This is a genomic window from Roseomonas sp. CCTCC AB2023176, assembly GCF_042259275.1.
GTDB lineage: Bacteria > Pseudomonadota > Alphaproteobacteria > Acetobacterales > Acetobacteraceae > Roseomonas.
This window is the reverse complement of the sequence record NZ_CP170086.1, coordinates 772,340-793,215: the sequence shown is the minus strand read 5'-3', so window position 1 is coordinate 793,215 and position 20,876 is coordinate 772,340. Positions and strand designations below refer to the sequence as shown.

Here is a 20,876-nt window from a genome sequence, read left to right as displayed (position 1 = left end):
AGGGGGCGGAGGGTTCCCGCCCTGCGGTCAGGTCACGGCGATGCGGGTCGTGGCGCGGGCGGTGCGGCCGGCCTCGTCGGTCCAGGTGAAGTCCAGGTCGCTCGTGCGTTCCAGGCGGAGAAAGAACACGTGGTAGGGGTTGGCGGAGGTGCCGTTCCGGAGCTCGGCCTGCAGGGCGAGTTCTCCGTTCACGCGGACGGCCATGCGGGTCAGCATGCTGCGGCCTCCCGTGGGCGTTCCGTCGGCCCGCAGCCCCGTCTCCATCGGGTGCTCGACGAGGGTGCGGATCTCGACCGGCTCCCCGGCCCGGGCGGTGCGTGGGGCGCGGATGCGGGGAAGGGACAGGGGCCCGCTCACGACACGCAGCCCCCGGTCTGTACCTTCAGTTCCGCGGTCGCGCGGCGGACCCGCCCATCATTCGTGACGGCGAGGACGACGATCCGCTGGTCCTCCGCCAGCCGGATGCGCGTCTGCACCTCCGCACGCGCGAGGTGCGGCGTGAGGCGGAAGGAGGCGACGCCTGGCGTCGGGTTGCGCGTCGCGAAGACGTGGATCGCGGTGACGTGGTCGGCCGCCGTCTGGGGACCGTCCACCAGCACGGTCAGCGGGACCTGCCCGCCATTCTCCGCGACCGCCGGCACGCGGAGCGTCATGCCCGAATCCTCGACCGGCACGTCGCCCACCGCTTCACGGATCGCGGCGGCGACCGCCTCCTCCCGCGCCAGGGCGGCGGCGGGGAGGGCGGCGAGGGAGAGGGCGGCGAGGAGGGCGCGGCGCTGCATCAGCCGAACATGTCCTTCGTGATGCTCTCGTACCAGGCGTCGGCGTAGATCGCCTCCAGGCGCCGCTGCTCCGGCAGGTTGCCGCGGGGGGAAACGCCGCCGGAGTTCGGCACCTCGATGATCGCCGTGCCCTCCGCGTTCGGGCGGAAGATGCCGACGACGGAGATGCCGTAGTCCGGCCCGACATGGGAGTAGCAGGTGTTGTAGTACACCGGCTCGGGCGGCGCCTCGCCGCGCAGCAGGGCGGCGGCGCTGGCCACGGCCTGCTTCGCCGTGGAGTTCGCGACGTAGCCCGATTTCGGCATCGGCCCGGGGATGTTCGCGTCGCCGATGACGTGGATGCCCTGGGCCGCCCGCGCCTCGAGGGTGCGCGGGTTCACGGGGACCCAGCCCGTGCTGTCCGCCAGCCCCGCCTGCACAGCGATGCCCGCGGCGGACTGGGGCGGGATGACGTTGGCGACGTCCACCTTGTGGCGCGTGCCGAACTCGGTCTCAAGCACGCGCTCCCGCGGGTCCACGCGGACGACCTTGCCGTCCCGGTTGCCCGGCACCCACTCGACCATGCCGGGATAGAGGGCGGCCCAGGCGTCCTGGAACAGGCCTTGCTTGCTGAACGCCTCCTTCGCGTCCAGCGCCAGGATCTTCGACCGCGGCTTATGCTGCTTGAGGTAGGACGCGATCATGCTGATCCGTTCGTAGGGCCCGGGCGGGCAGCGGAACGGGTTGGGCGGGATGGACAGGCCGACAACGCCGCCATCCGGCATGGCTTCCAGCTGCCGGCGCAACAGCCGGAGCTGCGCCCCGTCGCCGGCGATCCAGGCATGCGGCATGACCTCGGCGGCGGCCTCGTCGTAGCCCTCGAGCGCGCCGTAGCGGATCGCGATGCCCGGGGAGAGGATGAGGCGGTCGTAGGTCAGCGTCTCGCCCCCGCGCAGCCGCACGCGGCGCGCGGCGGCGTCCACGCCCTCGGCCCAGTCGTGGACCACGCGCACGCCGCGGGCGCGCAGGCCGTCGTAGGAATGGGTGATGTCCTCGACCTGCTTCGCGCCGGCCAGGACGAGGTTGCCGTAGGGGCAGGTGATGAAGCGCGTGCGCGGCTCGACGAGGGTGACGTCGAGCCACGGATGGGCACGGCGCGCGAAGTTCGCGGCGGATGCGCCGCCGAAGCCGCCGCCGACGATCAGCAGCCGCGCCGCGGTCTGCGCGCGGACGGTCGCGGGCGCCGAAAGGAAGGCGGTGGCGGCGACGCCCGCGGAGAGGAGGCCGCGGCGGGTGGTCTGCGTCATCGTCGTCCCCTTCAGCGCTGCGCCGCGAAGTGCTCGGCCGCCGCCGCGAGTTCCGCGTCGGAGTAGCCGCGGACGATCCGGTTCATGATCGTGGCGGGGCGCTCGTTCGCGCGGAAGGCGGCCATGAGGGCGACGAGTTCGGCCTTGTCGCGCCCTGCGAGCGTCGGCACGCCCGTGGCGCCCGCCCCGCGCGGCCCGTGGCAGCCGAGACAGCCTTCCGCGACGAGCGGTGCGCCCTGGGCGAGCGCGGGTGGCGCGGCCAGGGCGGCGAGCAGGAGCGTGGCGCGGAGCATCGGGGGTTTCCTTTCGCGGCCGATGCTACCGCGACCACGCGGCGGCGCCAAGATTACGCGATCCACGCCGGTTCATCGGGGATGAAGGCTCAGGCCGAAGGCGGGCCGGAGCCGCAGGCCGACCCAGTTCCCGATCAGGGCCGGCACGATCCAGATCCAGCCGTGCAGGCTGCCGGAAGCGATGCCGCCGAAGAAGGCGGAGACGTTGCAGCCCGTGGCAAGCACCGCCCCGATGCCGAGCAGCAGGCCGCCGAGGACGGAGGCGACCGCCTCGCCAATCCGCGGCACGCGCCAGCCCGCGCTGCGCCCCGCGGCGAAGGCGGCCAGAGCAGCGCCGAGCATGAGGGCGAGGTTCATGATGGTGGTGCGATCAGAGAGGAGCGGACGCAGCAGCGCTTCCGTCCTCGTCGGGTCCTCCCAATAGGACCAGAAGGCAGGGTCGTCCCATCCTGCCGCCTCCACGGCCAGCGACCCCCAGAGCGGGAAGGCCGCGGTGATGGCCCAGGGACGACCGGCGAGGAGGAGGGTGGCGACGTTGAGGAGGGCGAGCGCCACTCCGCCCCAGACGAAGGGCCAGGGGCCGGTGAGGAGCACACGCCAGCCCGCGCCGCGCCAGGCCAGCCGTTCCGCAGCGCCGTGCCGGCGCCGTTCCAGCGCGGCCGACGCCACCCAGGCCAGGGCGAGGAGGGCGAGCGTCGCGGCCAGCGCCCCCGCCGTTCCGAGCTGCGCGGGGAGGGAGAGCGCGGGCAGGGCGGGCCAGGACGACCACCGCTCCGCGTCCCAGGCGGCGAGGGTGGCGCCGGCGACGAAGGCCGCGAGCGTGATCCACATCCGCGCGGCGCCGCCGCCCGCCGTGTAGAGCGTGCCGGAGGCGCAGCCGCCGCCGACCTGCATGCCGATGCCGAAGAGGAAGGCCCCGAGCAGCAGCGCCCAGCCCACGGGGAAGACGAAGCCCCGGACCGGCTGGCCGAGGGCCGTGCCCGCCGCCAGCACCGGCAGGAACAGCGCCGCCGCGAGTCCGAGCATGAGGAGTTGCGCGCGGAAGCCCGCGCCCCGCCCGTCGCCGAGCAGCCGGCGGAAGGCCCCGGCGAAGCCGAAGGACGCGTGGAACAGCACGACGCCGAGACCCGCGCCGACGAGGGCGAGCGCGCCGTGGCGCCAGCCCTGGTCTGCGCCGAGCCAGGCGGCCGCGGCGACCAGTGCCAGGAACAGGAGGCTCGCCGTAACCCGCGCCGCCATCGCCGACCGGGGCGGCGCTACGCCGCCTCGACCATCTCCACGGCGCGGCCGAGGTCCACCGACAGCAGCCGCGACACCCCGCGTTCCTGCATCGTCACGCCGTAGAGCCGGTCCATCCGCCCCATCGTCAGCGGGTGGTGCGTGACGACGAGGAAGCGCGTCCCGCTCTCCGTCGCCATGATCTGGAGGAGGTCGCAGAGGCGTTCGACGTTGGCGTCGTCCAGCGGCGCATCGACCTCGTCCAGCACGCAGACCGGCGCGGGCTGGCAGCGGAAGACGGCGAAGATGAGCGACAGCGCCGTGAGCGCCTGCTCCCCGCCGCTGAGCAACGACAGCGACGACAGCTTCTTCCCCGGCGGCTCCGCGTAGATTTCCAGCCCCGCCTCCAGCGGATCGTCCGACCCGACCAGCGCGAGATGCGCCCGCCCCCCGCCGAAGAGCCGCGTGAACAGCGCGCGGAAGCCGGAATCCACCCGGTCGAACACGGCGCGCAGCCGCTCCCGCCCCTCGCGGTTCAGATGGCCGATGGAGCCGCGCAGCTTCGCGATGGCCTGCGCCAGTTCGTCGCGCTCGCGGTCGAGGTTGGCGAGGCGGGTCTCCACCTCCTCCATCTCGATCTCTGCCCGGAGGTTGACGGCGCCCATCTCCTCGCGCTCGCGCGCCAAGCGCTCCGCCTTGCGGCGCGCCTTCTCCTCGGCGGCGTCGGACAGGTCCTCCGGCGCGGCGGGGAGTTCGGCGGCCTCGCCGAGGCGCTCCATGATCCGCGTCGCGACGGCGCGGGCCTCGTCCTCGGCGTGGCGCGCCTCGCCCTCCGCGCGCACCTGCGCCTCGCGGGCCGCGGCGAAGCGGGCGTCGGCGAGGCGGCGTGCCTCGGCGGTGTCGCGCGCCGTGCGTTCGGCTTGCGCCAGGGCCGCGGCGGCGGCGGCGTGGGCGGCCTCGGCCTCGCCCAGCGCGCGCGCGGCGCCGGTCAGTTGCGCGGCCGCTTCGTCCGGGGCCTCCCTCGCCCCGTCCACCTCGGCCCGCGCGGCGTCGTGGCGGGCGGCCATCTCGGCCCGGCGTGCCCCGGCGGCGGCACGGCGCTCGCCCCAATCGGCGCGTTCGGTCGCGACGGCCTGGGCGCGCGCCAGCAGCCGGTCGCGCTCGGCCGCGAGGACGCCCTCGGCCGCCCGCGCATCGGCTTCGGCCTGGCGCGCCTCGGCCAGCGCGCCCCGTGCGGCCTGGGCTTCGGCGCGCGCAGCGTCCGCGTCCGGCATGTCTTCCGCGAGCGCGGCGTCGCGGAGGGCCTCGGCGTCCGCGCGCTCCTCCGTCAGGCGGGCCTCGCGCGGGATCAGCGACGCCAGCCGTGCTTCCGCCGCCGCGCCCCGCGCCTGGAGGGAGGACAGGGCAGCGCGCGCCGCGTCCAGGCGTGCCTCCGCCTCCCGCCGCGCGGTGCGCGCTGCCTCGGCGGCGGTGTTCGATTCCCGCAGGGCCAGCGTCGCGCGGTGCAGTGCCTCCCGCGCCGCATCGGCGGAGGGCAGCGCGGCGAGGCCCACGCGGGCCCCTTCCAGCGCGGCCTTCGCGTCCCGCAACTCCGTCGCGGCACGTTCCAGGCCGGGGGCCAGGGCGGTCAGGCGGCTATCCGCCGCGGCGGCCTGCGCCGCGAGGCGCGCCGCCTCGGACCGGGCGGCGGCAAGCCTTGCCTCGGCCTCACGCCGCGCCGCCCGGGCGGCCGCCTCGGCCTGGGTGGCGGCGGCGTCCCGCGCGCCGGCCACGCGCGTCGCGTCGGCCGCGGTGGCGAGTCGTGCATCGGCCGCCGACCGCGCGGCCTCCCGCGCCCGCAGGCGGTTGCGCTGCCGCAGCCGCTCGGCCCCGGCGCTCGGGGCGCCGGGCTTCCCGCCGTGCCCGTCCCAGCGCCAGAGCCCGCCGGTCCGCCCGACCAGCGCCTGCCCCGGCCGCAGCGCGGCCTGCATCGCCGGCCCCGCGGCGTCATCCTCGACCAGCCCGACCTGCGACAGGGCGCGCGCCAGTTCAGGCGGCGCGGCAACGAGGTCTGACAAGGGCGTCGCGCCCTCCGGCAACCGCGGCGCCGGGTCCAGCACGGGCAGCGCGCGCCAGTACCAGGGGGCGTCGGGATGCCGGTCCGGGTCGGCGGGCGCATTCAGCGCCTCGCCCAGCGCCGCGCCGAGCGCGGCTTCCAGGCCCGGCGGCACCGTCACGTCGTCGAGGATGGGGAGGCCGCGCCGTCGCCTTCGCCCGCGCGCAGCAGTGCGGCCAGGCCTTGCGCTTCCGCGGCCGCGCGGGCGCGGGTGGCGCCGGCCTCGGCCTCGGCGGCGCGGGCGGAGGTCAGGGCGGCGGCGGCCTCCGCGCGCTCGGCCTCGGCGGCGGCCAGGGCTTCGGTCGCCTCGCGCAGGCGGGTGCCGGCGGCGGTCTCGGCGGCGCGGGCCGCGTCCTGCCGTTCGGCGGGGACGCAGGCGGCCAGCGCGGCGTCGTGGTCGCGGGTCAGCGTCGCGTGGGCGGCGGTCGCCCGGTTCAGCCGGACCTCCGCCGAGCGCGCCTTCTCCCGCGCCTCGGCCTCCGCGGCTGCGGCGCCCGTGGCCTCGCGGCGGGCATTGGCCTCCGCCTCGGCGGCGGCCATGCGCGCAGCCTCGGCCGCCTCCAGCGCGGAGCGGGCACCGGCGACGGCGGCCTCGGCCTCGGCCAGGCGGGCTTCCGCCGCGGGGCGGGCTTCGGCCGGAGGGACGGCGCCTTCGATTTCTTCCCGCTCCGCGGCAAGGCGGGCGATCTCGCCCATGACCCTCCGCAAACCGGTCTCGGCCGCGGCGCGGGCCGAGGCGACGCGGCCCGCGCGGATCGCGGCCTCGGAGGCCGCTTCCGCCGCGCGTTCCGCCGCAAGTTCACGCTCCCGCGCCGTCTCCGTCGCCTCGACCGCGCGGTCGCGGGCCTCGGCCTGCCGGCGCGGCAGCTCGGCGAGGGCGGCGGCGAGGGTCGTCGCTTCCCCGGCGAGGCGTGCTTCGGCCTCGGCCGCGTCCCGCAGCGTGCGGTCGGCGCCGTCCAGGTCGGCGACGATCTGGTTCAGCCGGACCTCGGCCGCGGTCAGGGCGGCGCGGGCGCGGGACTCCGCGGCCGCCAGGCCCTCGCCTTCCACGCGGCGTCGTTCCAACGCGGTGCGCGCTTCCGCCTCCGCCCGCCTGACACCCGGATCGGCGTTCAGGACGCGGTCCGCCTCGAAGGCGGCGCGGGTCGCGCCCTCCGCCTCCCATTCCGCCTCGCCCGTCGCCTTCCGCGCGGCGTCCAGCGCCGCGCGGGACGACATGAGCGACGCCTCGGCCCGGGCGGCGAGGATCGCCATCCATTCGGCTTCCGCGCTGCGGATCAGGCCGGACAGGTTGCGGTACCGCGCGGCCTGGCGGGCCTGCTTCCGCAGTGATTCCCGCTGCGCCTCCAACTGGGTCCGCAGGTCGTCGGCGCGGGTGAGGTTCGTCTCGGCCTGGCGCAGCTTCAGCTCGGCCTCGTGCCGCCGGGCGCGGAGGCCGGCGGTGCCCGCGGCTTCCTCCAGCACCGCGCGCCGCCCTCCGGCTTCGCGCCGATGAGTGCGGCGACCTTGCCCTGGCTGACCATGCCCGACGCCCGCGCGCCGGAGCCGATGTCGGCGAACATCGTGGCCACGTCGCGCCCGCGGACCTCGCGCCCGTTGATGCGGTAGCCCGTGCCCTCGCCGCGCGCGATCTTGCGGCTGATCTCGAGTTCGCCGGCCTCGGCATGGGGCGGCGGGGCCAGGCCCAGCGCGTCCTCCAGCCACAGCGTGACCTCCGCGTGGTTGCGGCCCGGGCGGGTGGAGGTGCCGGCGAAGATGACGTCGTCCATCTCGCCGCCGCGCATGGTCCGGGCGTTGCTCTCGCCCATGGCCCAGCGCAGGGCCTCCACGACGTTCGACTTTCCGCATCCGTTGGGGCCGACGATGCCGGTCAGGCCCGGCAGGACCTCGACCGTCGTGGGTTCGGCGAAGGACTTGAAGCCGGCGAGACGGAGCCGCGACAGCGTGGCCGTGCGGGGGGCCCGGACCGTTGTGGCCGGCTCGTTCGCAGCCTCGTCGCCGGCGAGGGCCTCCGGCGCGGCCTCGCCGGCTTGGGCGGGACCATCCTCGACGCCGGCCTCGGATCGAGGTCCGGCGGTTTCGGCCGTCGTCGCGAGCTCGGCCCGGGCATCCTCCCCGGCAGCGCCGCCGGGGGCAGCAGGTCGGCCGCGGGCCGGTCCATCAGACGCCCGCCAGTTCCTTGAAGCGCTCGAAGGACACGCTGCCCGGCTGGGTGCGGCTGCCGAAGACGAAGGTGGGCGTCGAGTTCACGCGGTGCTCGCGCTCGGCCTGGAGGCGGTTCTCAAGCACGATCTGCTGCAGGCCCCGGTCGGTCGCAGCGGCCTCGACCTGCTGGCGCGACATGCCGGCGACGGCCGCGACCTTCGCGATCTCGCCGAGCCGGTCCGCGCCCTGGGCGAAGGCCCAGCGGTCCTGAGAGGCGAGCAGGGCGCCCACGAAGGCCTCGTAGCGCTCCGGCGGCAGGGCGCGGGCGATGGCGTGGGCGGCAACCGCCAGCTGGTCCAGCGGGAAGTCGCGCCAGACCATCCGGACCTTCCCGGTCTCGACCAGTTCCGACTTCACGCGGGGCCAGACTTCCCGGTGGAACTGGGCGCAGTGGCCGCAGGTCATCGAGAAGTATTCGATCACGGTGGCCGGCGCGTCGGCCTTGCCGGCCGACCGTTCGGCGCGGCGCGGGTCGTTCGGGTCGATCGTCGCGGGGGCCGGCGCCTGCGCGGCGGCCGGCCGGATGCCCATGGGCAGGGCCAGGGGAAGGGCCAGCGCGCCGCTGGCCAGCAGGAGGGTGCGTCGGGGCAGGGTCATGCGAAACTCCGGTCCGCCTGGGGACGATCAGCGCGAGCGATAGACGCCGCGGGCCAATCTTGCCAGGGCATCCCGCAAGCCTGTGTCACCGACCGTCTCGATCCGTTGCCGGACGGGTTCGGGGATGATGGCTGGCGCACGGGGCGCCGGGGCGCCGGGGCGGCGGCGGGGGCCTGGACGAAGCGCAGGGACGCCACCGTTACGCTGCCGAGGGCGGCGTTGATCCGGTGGATGAGCTGCGGGGCGAGGTGCTGGAGCTCCATCGCGACCGGCCCCGCGCAGGCGATGGTGAGCGTCCCGGCCGACAGGCGCTTCGGCATGGTGACCGCGGCGATAGCCGGCCCGACCAGTTCCGCCCAGTCCGAGAGCAGCAGGGCCCCGGCCGGTGACCGGCGCTTGAAGGCCGGACGGGTCAGGCGAGGGACGAGGCTGCCGATGGGGCGGGGGCCGAGCTCGGGCCGCCGGACGTCCTCGGCCGGCGCGGAGACGACCACGCGCCGGGCCGGCTTCGGCCGGGGGCTTGCCGGGGTGCCGCCTGGACCCTCCTTCTCCGCCTCACCCATGCCCGACCTGCCTTCCACGCTGCCACCCTCTGGCGCCCTGCTCGACTGGTACGACCGCCACCGGCGCAGCATGGGCTGGCGGGGCGCGAGCGACCCTTATCGCATCTGGGTGTCGGAGGTGATGCTCCAGCAGACGACGGTCGCCGCGGTCGGGCCGCGCTACGAGCGGTTCCTCGCCCGCTTCCCGACCGTTCGGGCGCTGGCCGAGGCGCCGTGGGAGGAGGTCGCGGCGGAGTGGGCGGGGCTCGGCTACTACGCCCGGGCGCGCAACCTGCACGCGGCGGCGAAGGCCGTGCTGGGGCGCGGCGGGTTCCCGGAGACGGAGGCCGGCCTGCGCGACCTTCCGGGAATCGGGGCCTACACGGCGGCCGCCGTGGCGGCGATCGCCTTCGGGGTGCCGACGGTGCCGGTGGACGGGAACGTGGAGCGGGTGGTGTCCAGGGTTCTCGCGATCCGCGAAGCGCTGCCCGGGGCGCGGCGGATCATCGCGCCCGCCGCGGCGCGCTTCATGGAGCAGGGGGCGGCGCGCGGCCGCCCCGGCGATTTCGCGCAGGCGCTGTTCGACCTCGGCGCCACGATCTGCACGCCGCGTCGCCCGGCCTGCGCCCTCTGCCCCTGGCGCGGTGACTGCGAGGCGCAGCGGTCGGGCATCCAGGACGGCCTGCCCGTGAAGGCGCCGAAGACGGCACGCGGGCAACGCTACGGCACGCATTTCCTCGCGCGCGATCCGGCGGGGCGGATGCTGCTGCGGCATCGGCCGCCCACGGGCCTGCTCGGCGGCATGCTGGAGATCCCCGGCACGCCCTGGACCGGGGCGCCGCCGGACGATGATGCGGCGATGGAGCACGCGCCGCTTCCCGGCCTGGCCTGGCGGGCGCTGCCCGGCACGGCGCGGCACGGGTTCACGCACATGGACGTGGACATGCGGCTGATGGCCGCCGAGGTCCCGGCCGGCCCGGCGCCCGAGGGGTTCCTGTGGATGGAGGCCGCAGCGGCGCGGGTCGCCCTGCCGACGCTCATGAGGCGGCTCCTGGCCCTGGCGGATGCGGCGGCGCCCGCGGCGGCCGGCGGCGGGTCGGCCCCGGGCCGCCGCCGGCCGCGGGCGGGTTGATCGCGGGCGGCTTGATCGCAGGTGGGGCGGGTGGCAAGCGGGCGCCCGGATCCGGAGACCGTCATGACCCCTATCGCCCGCCTCGCCGCCCAGCCGGCCCTGCGCTTCTGGTCGCTCGCGCTGCTTGGCTCGGCCGTCCTCGCGGCCTCGGCGCAGGTCGCGCTGCCGATGTGGCCGGTGCCGGCGACGCTCCAGACGCTCGCGGTGCTGCTGCTCGGGGCGCTCGGCGGGTCGCGGATGGGGGTGGCCTCGGTCGCGCTCTACCTCGGGGAGGCGGCGCTGGGGCTGCCGGTGCTCGCGAACGGCGCGGGGGGCCCGCGGCGCTCGCGGGGCCGACGGCGGGCTACCTCCTCGGCTTCCTCGCCGCGGCCTGGATCGCGGGGCAGGCAGGGCGGGGCGCGGTGCGGCAGGCGGTGGTGCTGGCGGCGGCGCACCTCGTGATCTTCGTGCCGGGCGTCGCCTGGCTCGCGACCGTCGTGGGGTGGGAGCGGGCCTGGCAGGCCGGCTTCCTCGTTTTCGTGCCGGGGACGGCGGTGAAGACGGCGCTGGCCTTCGCGACGCTCCGCGCCCTTCGGCGGGGGTGAGGCGCGAAACGCGGGGTTAACCCCTCCCGGCCGATGGTGCCCCCGCGCGACGCCGAGGCGGGAGGGGGAACATGCCGGGGGAGGGGAGGCGCTCCGCGCCGCCGCTGCGGGAGGCCTTCGGCGGGTTGCGGGGGCGCCTCCTCGCTCTCGTGTTCCTGGCGCTCGCCCTGCCGGCGGCGGTGATCTCCGTGCTCATCGATCGCGGGATCGCCACGCGCGTGGCGGCCGAGGAGGCGGGCCTGCTCGCCGCCGCCCGCGCCTTCGCGCGGGAGGAGGGGACGCGGATCGGCCAGGCGCGCGCCGTGCTGGAGGCCCTGTCGGGCATGCCCGGCGTCGCGGAAGGCGGGCCGGCCTGCTACGCGGCGCTCGAGTCCATCGATTCCGCTTCCCGCCGGTCCCGGGGGATGGGGATCGTGCGGCCGGACGGGAGCTTCGTCTGCGCCTCGGCGTCCGGGATACGCCGGCAGAACATCGCGGACCGCGCCTATTTCCGGCGGGCGCTGGAGACGCGCCGCTTCGTCGTCTCGGACCTGGTGGTCGCGCGCAACGGGCAAGGCTCGCTCGCGGTCGTCGCGGCGCTGCCGGTGCTGGCGGCGGACGGGACGGTGACGGCCGTGCTCGTCGCGGCGCTCAACCTCGACTGGGTCGGCCGGCTGGCGGCCGGCGCGGGGCCGGACGCCGACCTCGACGTCGCGATGCTGGTGGACGGGGCGGGCCGCGTCATCGGACGCAACCCGCCGCGGCCGGACATGATCGGCGCGTCCTACGCGGACCATCCGATGGTGGTGGCAATGCTGGCGCGGGGCGAGGGCACCCTGCGGGCGGAGATGCTCGATGGCGGGCGCCGCTTCGTCGCCTTCGCGCGCCTGCCGGACAGCGACGCCGTCGTGGCGGTGGCCCGCGACGAGGAAGCGGTGCTCGCGCCGATGCGTCAGGATGCGGCGATCGCCTACGGCGCGGTGCTGCTGGCCGTCGTGCTGGCGACGGCCCTGGCGTTCTGGTTCGGGCATTCGGTGCTGCTGCGGGGAATCGGCGCCATGGCCGTGGCGCTGCGCGATGGCCGGCGGCTGACGGACGCGGCCCCCGACCCCGGTGCCGCGCCGGAGGTGCTGGCGCTTCACCGCGCGCTGTCCACCGCCGAGGCGGCGCGGGAGAGGACGGAGGCGCGGCTGCTGGAGGCCCTGTCGCATCTCGAGACCATCGCGGCGACCGACGGGCTGACCGGGCTGTTCAACCGGCGGCACTTCGACGCGTCGCTGGCGCGCGAATGGCGTGGCGCGTCCCGGGCGGGAACCCTGCTGTCGCTCGTCCTGATCGACGCCGATCGGTTCAAGGCGTTCAACGACCGCTACGGGCATCCGGCGGGTGACGCCTGCCTGCGGGCGATCGCGACGTCCATCCAGGCGGTCGCGCGCCGGCCGCACGACCAGCCCGCCCGCTACGGGGGGAGGAATTCGCCATCATCCTGCCGAACACGGGCGCCGAAGGGGCCCGGCACGTTGCGGAGCGCCTGCGCCGGCTGGTCGAGGAAGCGGGTATTCCCCGTGCGGACAGCCCCGGCGGAGTCGTGACCCTCTCCCTCGGCGTCGCTTCGGCCATGCCGGGGCGCGGCATGGCGGGCCCCGAGGGGCTGGTCGCCGCGGCCGACGCGGCGCTCTACCGGGCGAAGACGGGCGGGCGGAACCGCGTCGTGGCGGCCGAGGACGTGCCGGCGTGACGCTCAGGCGGGCGCCGCCTCGTCCGAGCGGACGGGGAAGTCCTCGTCCCGCCAGCCCGTCATCCCCCCGCGCATGACCTTCACGCTTCGGCCGAGCTCGGCGATGCGCACCGCGGCCTTGTCGGCGCCGTTGCAGTGCGGGCCGGCGCAGTAGACGACGAAGAGCGTGCCGGGCGGCCAGGCCGCCATCCGTTCCACGCCGATCTCGCGGCGCGGCAGGTTGATCGCGCCGGGGACGTGGCCGCGCGCGTGGGCCTTGGGGCCGCGCACGTCGAGCAGGACGAAGCCCGGATCGTCGCCGCGCAACGCGGTGTGGACGTCGTTGCAATCCGTCTCCAGGGCGAGCATGCGGCGGAAGTGGAGCATGGCGGCCTCGGCCGGCGCGGGCGCGATCTCCGTGACGGGGTTCGGCATTTTCTGTTCCCTCCTCTCTGGGGCGGGAAAGATGGTGCGACGGGGCGCGGGCGGCTGGTGAGTGGCACGAGTGACGGCTATCGTCAGGTTCGTGCCAAACCCGGCCCCGCCTCCCGATCCGCTCGTCGTCGCGCTGGCCTATGACGAGCTCTGCACCTTCGAGTTCGGGGTGGCGGTGGAGGTCTTCGGCCTGCCGCGGCCGGAGATGGGGCCGGGATGGTACCGCTTCGCCGTCGCGGCGGTGGAGGATGGGCCGCTGCGCGCCACGGGCGGCGTGCGCGTGCTGGCCGATGGTGGGCTGGACCTGATCGCGCGGGCCGGGACGATCGTCGTGCCGGGGTGGCGCGGCGTGGACGCGCCGGTGCCCGAGCCCCTGCTGGCGGCGTTGCGGGCCGCGCATGGGCGCGGGGCACGGCTGCTGTCGCTCTGTTCCGGCGCCTTCGTGCTGGCGGCGACGGGGCTGCTGGATGGCGGGCGCGCCGCGACGCATTGGCGTTACGCGGAGGCGCTGCGGGCGCGGCACCCGCGGATCACCGTCGTTCCCGACGTGCTCTACGTGGATGAGGGTCAGGTGATGACGGCCGCGGGCAGCGCGGCGGGGATCGACCTGTGCCTGCACTTGATCCGGCGCGACCACGGCGCGGCGGCGGCGAACAGCGTGGCGCGACGGCTCGTCGTGCCGCCGCACCGGGATGGCGGGCAGGCGCAGTTCGTGGAGCGCCCGGTGCCGCGGGATCACGAGGGCTCGCGCCTGTCTCCTCTGCTCGACCGGATGCGGGCGGCGCCGGCGGAGGACTGGACGGTGGAGCGGATGGCCGGGGCCGCGGGAATGAGCCGGCGAACCTTCATCCGCCGCTTCCGGGAGACGACGGGGGCGACGCCCGCGGCCTGGCTGCTGGACGAAAGGGTCCGGCGCGCGCGGGAGTTGCTGGAGACGACGCGGGCGCCGGTGGAGGAAGTGGCGGCGGCCAGTGGCTTCGCGAGCGCGGCGACACTGCGGCTGCATTTTCGGGGGATGTTGGGGATTCCACCGTCGGCGTACCGGGCGCGCTTCGGCGGGGATGGGGCTGGTTGTCCCGGGGGGAGGGCGTTGCCCTCCTCCCGGACCCTCCACCCACCAAGGGGCGACGGCCGCCTGGACCGCGTTCCGTAGAAATATGCTCTCGTGTGAAGGTTGGCTCGCAGGCGCGCTTGCGCCGCCTGCGAGCCAACCTTCACACGAGGGGGTTCACAGAGTGGGGTCCGGGGGACGCGTCCCCTGGCGGATGGAGGCCCGGAGGAAGGCAGCGCCTTCCTCCGGGGCCACCCAGCGCATCCTCATCGCGGCGCGATCTCGACGGCCAGGACCTCTTCGTCGGCGCGGGCGCGCGTGGCGAGGTTGGCCGTGCCGGCGTTGACGGAACGGAGCAGCCCGACGCCGATGATCAGGTTCTCGTCCGCGACTTGCTGCATCAGGGCGCGGAGCTGGCGTGCGCGTTCCGTGTCGTCGAGCGTGGCGCGGGCCCGCTGGATGAGGGCGTCGGTCGCCTGGGTGCCCAGGCCGGTGAAGTTCAGCGTGCCGAGGCCGGGGACGGTGCCGACGGAGTGGAGTTGGGAGCCGAGGAGGTAGGAGGTCTCGCCGGTCAGAGAGCCGAAGACGGAGAGGAAGACGCCGTATTCCCGGCGGTTGCGGCGGGTGAGGAAGGTGGCCTGGGGCACGACCTCGACCGTGGTGCGCACGCCGACGCGGGTCCACGCCGCGGCGACCGCCTGGCAGATGCGGGGCGTGCGGTTGGGGGAGCAGAACAGGTTGACCCCGAAGCCCTGCGGGAAGCCGGCTTCGGCCAGCAGGGCGCGGGCGGCGTTGAGATCCTGCGCGGGGACCGGGCGGTCGGGGATGGAGCCGAAGATGAAGGGCGGGGCGGCGAGGTCGGTTGGGTCGGCGAAGCCTTCCATGATCTGGCGCGCGATGCCGTCGCGGTTCAGGGCGAGGGAGAGGGCGCGGCGGATGCGGGTATCGGCGAAGGGGTTGGCGCCGCCGGCATCCACGCCGGGCGGGTTCGGGCGTTCGACGTCGGGGTAGATGTTCACGGCGTAGATCGAGGGGCCGGCGAACAGCGAGAAGCGGCGGTCGGCCTGGATCCGCGGGGCGTCCTGCAGCGGCACGTTGTTGATGAACTCCACGTCGCCTGCGAGGAGGGCAGCGATGCGGGCGGAGTCATTCGGGATGGGGACGAGGCTTGCGGTCTCCCAGGGCACGCGGCCGCCCCACCAGGCGTCGTTGCGGCGCATGGCGAGCGGGGCGTTGGTGGACCAGGACGCGACGCGGAAGGGGCCGGTGCCGATGGCGGCCTCGCCGGAGTTGAATTCGGCGTTGCCCTTCGCGGCGACGGAGCGGGGGATGATGAAGATCTGCGTCAAGTTCGTCAGCAGGATCGGGGACGGGCCGGTGGTGCGGATGCGGAAGGTCAGGTCGTCCACGACCTCCACGCCCGTCACACCGGCGAGGTAGATCGTATAGGGATTCGGATTGCCCGGCACGTTCGGCACGCGCTGGAAGGAGGCCGCGACGTCGGCGGAAGTCAGCGGCGCGCCGTCGTGGAAGCGCACGCCGGGGCGGAGACGGAACTCCCAGGTCGTGTCGTCCACCACGCGCCAGGATTCGGCGAGGCCGGGGCGCAGTTGCATCCCGGCGTCGCGGGCGACGAGGGTGTCGTAGATGTTCCGCAGGGCGCCGGTGTTGGAAAGGTTCAGCAGCCAGTGCGGGTCGAGCGTGCTCGGCGGGGACTGGATGCCGATGCGGAGGTTCTGCGCCAGCGCCGGCGTGGCGGCGAGCATCAGGGCGAGGGCGAGGTGGCGCAGGGCGCGCATCGCGGATTCCTTCCATCGCGGCGATGGCTGCAGCGTGGCAGGAACCGGCCGGGGACGCTACCGCGCCGGGCGGTGCTTCATCGGTACATCAGCGTCGGCAACCACAGCACCATCTGCGGCCAGAAGGTCACCAGCGCCAGGCAGACGAAGAGCGGAATGAGGAAGGGGCTGCAGGCCTTCGTCGTCTCCTCGAAGGTCAGGCCGGAGACACGTGCCAGGATGTAGAGGACCATCCCGACCGGCGGCGTGAGCAGGCCGATCATCAGGTTCAGCACCATGATCAGCCCGAAATGCACGGGGTCCACGCCGATCTGGATCATCAGCGGCATCAGGACGGGCGTGAGGATGGTGATGGCAGCGATGGTCTCCAGGAAGCAGCCGACGATCAGCAGCAGGATGTTCACCAGCAGCAGCACCATCCACTTGTTCTCCGTGATCGAGAGAACGAAGGACGCCACGCCGTCGGTGATGCGCGTCGTCGTGACGAGCCAACCGAAGATCGAGGATGCCGCGACGATGAGGAGGACGATGGCCGTCGTCTCGATGGTTTCCATCGAGACGCGGACGAAACCGCGCCATGTGAGGGAACGGTACACCACGACGCCGAGGAAGAGGGCGTAGAAGGTCGCGGCGACGGCGGCCTCCGTGGGCGTGAAGGCGCCGGTGGTCATGCCCCCGACCAGCAGGACGGGCGTCATCAGCGGCAGGAAGGCGCGCTTGAAGGCATGGCCGAGCTTGGGGATCGAGAAGGTGGCGTCGCGCTGGAAGCCCTGGCGGCGCGCGACGATGGCGACCCAGGCCATCAGCGTCGCTGCCATCAGCAAGCCGGGGATCAGCCCCGCTGCGAAGAGCTGGCCGATGGAGGCGTTGGCGACGACGCCGAAGATCACCATCGGGAGGGAGGGCGGGATGATCGGGCCGATGGTGGCCGATGCGCCGGTGAGGCCGACGGCGAAGGGCAGGGGGTAGCCATGCTCCCTCATCGCCTTGATCTCGATGTTGCCGAGGCCGCCAGCGTCGGCGACGGCCGTGCCTGACATTCCCGCGAAGATGACGGAGCCCACGACGTTGACGTGGCCCAGGCCCCCGCGAAGCCAGCCGACGAGGGCGACGGCGAAGGAGTAGATGCGTTCCGTGATGCCGGCGGAGTTCATGAGCGAACCCGCCATGATGAAGAAGGGAATGGCGAGCAGCGGGAAGGAATCCACGCCCGCCGCCATCCGGTGCAGGACGACGAGCGGCGGCAGGGCGCCATCCGCCCAGACGTAGATGAGGGACGCGCCCCCGAGCGCGACCGCTACGGGCACGCCGACGAGCAGCAGCCCGATGAAGGCGAAGAAGAGGAGTGCGGTCACACGCGCGCTTCCAGGGAGGGGTCGGCGGGGGTCTCGGGCTCGCCGGCGGCGAAGCGTTGGGCCGCCGCCTGGGCGGAGCGGAGGGTCGTGAGGACCAGGCCGAACAGGATGCCCCAGTATACGTAGGATAGCGGAATGTCGGGGAAGACGACCATCGGTTGGAAGGCCATGGCCTCCGACACCTGCCAGGCGAGGAAGGACAGGATGCCGTAGAACGCCATCGCGACGCCCGCGGCGGCGAGGCGCGCGTAGCGGCGGGCGCGGACGGGGAGGGCGGCGAAAAGGAACTCGACCGCGATATGGGTGCCGCGCCGCGCGGCGATGGCGCTGCCGAGGAAGGCGAGCACCATCAGCATGTACTGCGCGATCTCCTCGGTCCAGGAGAGGCTGCTGTTCAGCACGTAGCGCGTGAAGAACTGCACGAAGACGGTGACGGACAGGATCCAGAACAGGCCGAAGGCGAGCCAGTCTTCCGGCGCCGCCTCGATCGGCGGCTCCGGCTGGTTGCCTTCCTCGGCCGCAAGATGGGCGAAGGTCTGTTCGGCGTCCTCGCGCGACGGCGCGGCCCTCGTCTCGTGCACGTCAGGCATCAGGTACGGGGGCCGATGGCCTGGAGGCGGTCGTACTGTTCCCGGGTCCAGCCTGCGCCTGCGGCGGTGTCGTTGTGCAGCGGCACGGCAGCCGCCCGGAACGCCGCGCGATCCGGCGTGAGGACGGTCTTGCCCTGCTGCCGGAACCAGTCGGGCAGGACGAGTTCCTGCTGCCGGATCTCGTTCGTGACCTTGTCCGACGCCTCGCGCAGGACTTCCGCGAAGACGCCCTTGTCCGCGTCGGAGAGGCGGCGCCAGGTCGCGCCGCCGACGATCGTCAGCAGGCTTTCCGTGATGTGGGCGGAGAGCATGATGTGGCTCTGCACCTCGTAGAATTTCTTGGCCTGGATGGTGGGCAGCGGATTCTCCTGCCCGTCCACGGTGCCCTGCTGCAGCGCGAGGTAGACTTCCGCGAAGGCGATCGGCGTCGCGTTGGCGCCGACACTGCGCGTGAACATCAGGAACAGCGGTGCCTGCGGCACGCGGAGCTTCATGCCCCGCATGTCCTCGGGCCGGTTGATCGCCTTGTTCGCGGTGAGGTGCCGTTCGCCGTAGTAGTTCAGCGCAAGCGCCTGGTGGTTGGTCTGCCGGTTGTACCCGCCGATCAGGTCACGCAGCAGGTCGGACGTCCGGTAGGCCTGGAAGTGGTCGAAATCCCGCAGCACGTAGGGCGCGTTGGAGATCGAAAGCGGCCGGTAGGTGGCGCCGGCGAAGGCGACGCCGGTGTAGATCATGTCCACCGTGCCGAGCGCGAGGCCCTGGTTGATCGTCGGCTCGTTGCCGAGGGAGGAGGAGGGGAAGATCTCGATGTTCCAGCGGCCGGCTGTCCGTTCCTTGATCCGCTCCGCGGCCCAGAGGGCCTGGGTGTGATAGGCTTCGTTCGTCTCGTACACGTGGCCCCACCGCAGGCGCGTGCCCTGCGCGACGGCGGGGTTGGAGACGAAGGGCGCGGCGAGCGGCGTCGCGAGCGCGGCACCGAGCAGTTGGCGGCGATTCATGGTCGTGTTCTCCCGGTAGAATATCGTTTTGGTTGCCGGGAGCCTGCCCGACGGGTCCTGGTGCCGCAAGCGATCTGCTGATGCGGCATCCCGTCACGCGGGACGGGCGGTACTTCGTCGTCCGCGGTCGGTTGTGGCGCATGGCCGATCCGTCGCTGCCCGAGGAGCGGCGCGCTTCGCTGACGCGGGAGTTGATGGCGGCGCGGCGCGCGGTCGGGGTGGCGTTGCGGTCAGGCGGTACAGCGGCGCTGCGGGACGCGCGGGCGGCGGTGGACCGGGCGAAGGTGGCGCTCGGCGAGCGGGGGCCGGTCTGGTGGGATGATGGGGCGCCGGACCTCAACCGGAAGCTGGTCCGCAACACGCCCTATGCGGCTTGGTTCGAGGCGCTCGGCGCGGGTCCGGACGGGACCTAAACGATTGATCAGGCTGGAAAACAGGGGTGCCGATCACCATATCCCGTGCATGCGCAAGACCCCTGCTGGGCGTCGCGCCGTGACCCGGCTCCCCGCCCCCCAACTGCCGCCCGAGGTGATGGCCCGCCGCGTCGAGCGGCTGTCCCATGCCGTGCACGAGCGCCGGGCACTCGAGGTGCTGTATGGCGGCGCCTGGCGCGTCGTGCACCCGCATGCCCTCGGCGAGACCGGGACGGGCAAGTTGGGGCTGCTGACCTGGCAGACGGCGGGGCTGGCGCGCGGCCCGGGCAACCCTGGCGAGGGGTGGCGCCTGTTCGACATCGCGCGGATCGAGGACGCGCAGGTCCTGCGCGCGACCTTCGCGCCGCGCCCGCGGGAGGCGGAGGCGACCTGGACCAAGGGTATCGGCGCGCCGCTCGCGGAGGTGCCGCCGCGGGAGGCGGCGCTGGAGCCGGCGATCCCGGTCGCGGCGGTCCCCGACCCTTTTCGCCTGGGGGCCTGAGCGCGCCGGAGCGCGGGCAGGCCCCGGAGCCTCAACCTTTGGATGATGGGTCGAACGCAGGGTCTGCGGGCGGCGGCAATGCGGGCGTGCACCTCGCGTTGCCCGTGCCGGCCGCTACCCTGCGGGTGGGCGAGGAGACGGCCGGTGCTGATGGTGTGCCGGGCGCTGAGGTTCCCGGGGAGGCGTTGACCGCGGGGGCCTCGTCCGTGCACCTCGCGCCGGACCCGGCGATCGTCGTCGCGGCCGGGGTTCCTGCCTCGCCGGCCGCGACCGGGCGACCGGCCCCCACCCGAACCAGGCCGTCCATCGGCCGGGAGACCCCGATGGCCCGAGCCCCCCGCCCCCCTTCGCCAGAGAAGGCCGCGATCAAGCGGTTGGGCGAGACCCTCCAGCGTGGCGCGACCGCGGACCGGATGACCCGGGAGGTTCAGGGCGTGGTGGACGGCCTGCGCGAGGCCGGGGACGAGGAGACGGTGAAGGAGTGGCTGGAGGCCATGCGTGAGACCTTCGCCGAGGGCGCGGAGGCCGCGGCGGAGGCCGTCAGCGACGTGGACACGAGCGACGCGGCCGGCGCGAAGCGGGCGCGCCAGAGCCTCGCAGCCTTCGAGGCGACGCGGGACGCGCTGGACGCGGCGTTGCGCGGGCGGTGATCCGCTGCTGACTCGCGCGGGGACGTTGCGGTAGCGTGCGACCTGGACCTCGGGGGAGGTCCAGGGGGATTTTTGGGCGATGTGGCTTCGGAGGGGGCGCTGCTCGCGTCCCTGGCCGTATTGCTGTCGGGGTGCGGGGGCACGCGCGGCGGGTCGGGGCTGAGCAGCGGATACGAGTCCGGCAGCGGGTTCCTTTACTGCGTGCCTTACGCCCGCGCGCGGACGGGCTTGGACTTGCGCGGCAATGCCTGGGAGTGGTGGGAGGCCGCGGCGGGTCGCTATGACCGCGGGGCGCGGCCGCGTGTCGGGTCCGTGCTCGTGTTCCAGCGGACGTCGCGGCTGCCGGACGGGCACGTCTCCGTCGTGTCGCGCGTCGTGAGCGCGCGGGAAATCCGGGTGGACCACGCGAACTGGGCAACGGGGAGCGACCGCGGGCGCGTCGCGCGGGACCAGGCGGTGGTGGACGTGTCGGAACGCGGCGACTGGTCGCGGGTGCGGGTCTGGTATCCGCCGATCGGCGCGGTGGGGAACACGGCCTACCCGGCCTATGGGTTCATCCATGCGGGCAGGCGGTGGGCGTCTGCGGACGGGGCGCCGTAGAGCGGTCGCGGGCGCGGTTCGCCTGTGGGGGGGGCCGGATCGCTCCGGCCCCC

General features: G+C 74.4%; 21 protein-coding genes and 2 pseudogenes. 8 read left to right on the top strand and 15 right to left on the bottom strand.

The annotated features are described in order from the left end of the window. Positions 1–27: 27 nt before the first annotated feature. The 10 genes from ACE7GA_RS03975 to ACE7GA_RS03930 form a co-directional block, all read right to left on the bottom strand. A complete protein-coding gene (locus ACE7GA_RS03975; RefSeq protein WP_376095942.1) occupies positions 28–357 on the bottom strand; it encodes a thiosulfate oxidation carrier complex protein SoxZ in 330 nt (109 codons plus the stop codon). Further along, positions 354–782 (bottom strand): thiosulfate oxidation carrier protein SoxY, encoded by a 429-nt coding sequence (locus ACE7GA_RS03970; protein ID WP_376095939.1) that lies wholly within the window; start codon positions 780–782, stop codon positions 354–356. The genes ACE7GA_RS03975 and ACE7GA_RS03970 overlap by 4 nt, the downstream gene beginning before the upstream one ends. Then, the gene (locus tag ACE7GA_RS03965; RefSeq protein ID WP_376095936.1) at positions 782–2,068 is read right to left on the bottom strand and encodes an FCSD flavin-binding domain-containing protein; all 1,287 of its coding nucleotides are present in this window, start codon (positions 2,066–2,068) and stop codon (positions 782–784) included. Before ACE7GA_RS03965 ends, ACE7GA_RS03970 begins: the two co-directional genes overlap by 1 nt. A gap of 11 nt (positions 2,069–2,079) precedes the next feature. Beyond that, a complete protein-coding gene (locus tag ACE7GA_RS03960) occupies positions 2,080–2,361 on the bottom strand; it encodes a c-type cytochrome (RefSeq protein WP_376095933.1) in 282 nt (93 codons plus the stop codon). A 72-nt stretch (positions 2,362–2,433) separates the two neighbouring features. Then, positions 2,434–3,600, bottom strand: coding sequence for a YeeE/YedE thiosulfate transporter family protein (locus ACE7GA_RS03955; RefSeq protein WP_376095930.1), 1,167 nt, complete (start codon positions 3,598–3,600; stop codon positions 2,434–2,436). Positions 3,601–3,617: 17 nt separating this feature from the next. Next, on the bottom strand, positions 3,618–5,795 hold the full coding sequence (locus tag ACE7GA_RS03950) for a hypothetical protein (protein WP_376095927.1): 2,178 nt from the start codon (positions 5,793–5,795) through the stop codon (positions 3,618–3,620). After that, positions 5,792–7,138 (bottom strand): hypothetical protein, encoded by a 1,347-nt coding sequence (locus ACE7GA_RS03945; RefSeq protein WP_376095924.1) that lies wholly within the window; start codon positions 7,136–7,138, stop codon positions 5,792–5,794. The genes ACE7GA_RS03950 and ACE7GA_RS03945 overlap by 4 nt, the downstream gene beginning before the upstream one ends. Next, positions 7,078–7,557: an AAA family ATPase gene (locus ACE7GA_RS03940; protein ID WP_376100087.1), complete on the bottom strand. Its 480-nt coding sequence runs from the start codon at positions 7,555–7,557 to the stop codon at positions 7,078–7,080. Before ACE7GA_RS03940 ends, ACE7GA_RS03945 begins: the two co-directional genes overlap by 61 nt. Before the next feature lie 277 nt (positions 7,558–7,834). Then, positions 7,835–8,476 carry a DsbA family protein gene (locus ACE7GA_RS03935; protein WP_376095921.1) on the bottom strand — a complete coding sequence of 214 codons (642 nt, stop codon included), beginning with the start codon at positions 8,474–8,476 and terminating at the stop codon, positions 7,835–7,837. After that, on the bottom strand, positions 8,473–9,039 hold the full coding sequence (locus ACE7GA_RS03930) for a DciA family protein (protein WP_376095918.1): 567 nt from the start codon (positions 9,037–9,039) through the stop codon (positions 8,473–8,475). The genes ACE7GA_RS03935 and ACE7GA_RS03930 overlap by 4 nt, the downstream gene beginning before the upstream one ends. Between ACE7GA_RS03930 and ACE7GA_RS03925 the strand changes: the two genes are divergently transcribed. The 3 genes and pseudogenes from ACE7GA_RS03925 (at position 9,038) to ACE7GA_RS03915 (ending at position 12,451) form a co-directional block, all read left to right on the top strand. After that, positions 9,038–10,150: an A/G-specific adenine glycosylase gene (locus tag ACE7GA_RS03925; RefSeq protein ID WP_376095915.1), complete on the top strand. Its 1,113-nt coding sequence runs from the start codon at positions 9,038–9,040 to the stop codon at positions 10,148–10,150. The two genes, ACE7GA_RS03930 and ACE7GA_RS03925, sit on opposite strands and share 2 nt — an antisense overlap. Positions 10,151–10,213: 63 nt before the next feature. Continuing rightward, positions 10,214–10,734, top strand: a pseudogene (locus ACE7GA_RS03920) (biotin transporter BioY). Positions 10,735–10,805: 71 nt separating this feature from the next. After that, a pseudogene (locus ACE7GA_RS03915) lies at positions 10,806–12,451 on the top strand (diguanylate cyclase). A 3-nt stretch (positions 12,452–12,454) separates the two neighbouring features. Here the strand turns inward: ACE7GA_RS03915 and ACE7GA_RS03910 are convergent. After that, a complete protein-coding gene (locus ACE7GA_RS03910) occupies positions 12,455–12,865 on the bottom strand; it encodes a rhodanese-like domain-containing protein (RefSeq protein ID WP_376095912.1) in 411 nt (136 codons plus the stop codon). A gap of 91 nt (positions 12,866–12,956) precedes the next feature. On the opposite strand from ACE7GA_RS03910, the gene ftrA reads away from it, so the two are divergent. Further along, positions 12,957–14,018: a transcriptional regulator FtrA gene (gene ftrA / locus ACE7GA_RS03905; RefSeq protein ID WP_376095909.1), complete on the top strand. Its 1,062-nt coding sequence runs from the start codon at positions 12,957–12,959 to the stop codon at positions 14,016–14,018. A gap of 164 nt (positions 14,019–14,182) precedes the next feature. Here the strand turns inward: ftrA and ACE7GA_RS03900 are convergent, their stop codons facing one another. The 4 genes from ACE7GA_RS03900 to ACE7GA_RS03885 form a co-directional block, all read right to left on the bottom strand. Beyond that, a complete protein-coding gene (locus ACE7GA_RS03900) occupies positions 14,183–15,715 on the bottom strand; it encodes an ABC transporter substrate-binding protein (RefSeq protein WP_376095906.1) in 1,533 nt (510 codons plus the stop codon). 77 nt (positions 15,716–15,792) lie between these two features. After that, positions 15,793–17,070, bottom strand: coding sequence for a TRAP transporter large permease (locus ACE7GA_RS03895; RefSeq protein ID WP_376095903.1), 1,278 nt, complete (start codon positions 17,068–17,070; stop codon positions 15,793–15,795). Next, on the bottom strand, positions 17,067–17,660 hold the full coding sequence (locus tag ACE7GA_RS03890; RefSeq protein WP_376095900.1) for a TRAP transporter small permease: 594 nt from the start codon (positions 17,658–17,660) through the stop codon (positions 17,067–17,069). Before ACE7GA_RS03890 ends, ACE7GA_RS03895 begins: the two co-directional genes overlap by 4 nt. Continuing rightward, the gene (locus tag ACE7GA_RS03885; protein ID WP_376095897.1) at positions 17,660–18,658 is read right to left on the bottom strand and encodes a sialic acid TRAP transporter substrate-binding protein SiaP; all 999 of its coding nucleotides are present in this window, start codon (positions 18,656–18,658) and stop codon (positions 17,660–17,662) included. The genes ACE7GA_RS03890 and ACE7GA_RS03885 overlap by 1 nt, the downstream gene beginning before the upstream one ends. Positions 18,659–18,738: 80 nt before the next feature. Here ACE7GA_RS03885 and ACE7GA_RS03880 point away from each other — a divergent pair, with 80 nt between their 5' ends. The 4 genes from ACE7GA_RS03880 to ACE7GA_RS03865 all read left to right on the top strand — a co-directional run bounded on the left by ACE7GA_RS03880 (position 18,739) and on the right by ACE7GA_RS03865 (position 20,823). After that, complete coding sequence (locus ACE7GA_RS03880) at positions 18,739–19,071, top strand: hypothetical protein (protein ID WP_376095894.1); 333 nt, start codon at positions 18,739–18,741, stop codon at positions 19,069–19,071. A 49-nt stretch (positions 19,072–19,120) separates the two neighbouring features. Continuing rightward, positions 19,121–19,573 (top strand): WYL domain-containing protein, encoded by a 453-nt coding sequence (locus tag ACE7GA_RS03875; protein ID WP_376095891.1) that lies wholly within the window; start codon positions 19,121–19,123, stop codon positions 19,571–19,573. A 323-nt stretch (positions 19,574–19,896) separates the two neighbouring features. Further along, entirely contained in the window at positions 19,897–20,223 is a 327-nt protein-coding gene (locus tag ACE7GA_RS03870; protein WP_376095888.1) for a hypothetical protein, read from the top strand. Between the two features lie 81 nt (positions 20,224–20,304). Continuing rightward, the gene (locus ACE7GA_RS03865) at positions 20,305–20,823 is read left to right on the top strand and encodes a CHAP domain-containing protein (RefSeq protein ID WP_376100085.1); all 519 of its coding nucleotides are present in this window, start codon (positions 20,305–20,307) and stop codon (positions 20,821–20,823) included. Positions 20,824–20,876: the final 53 nt, after the last annotated feature.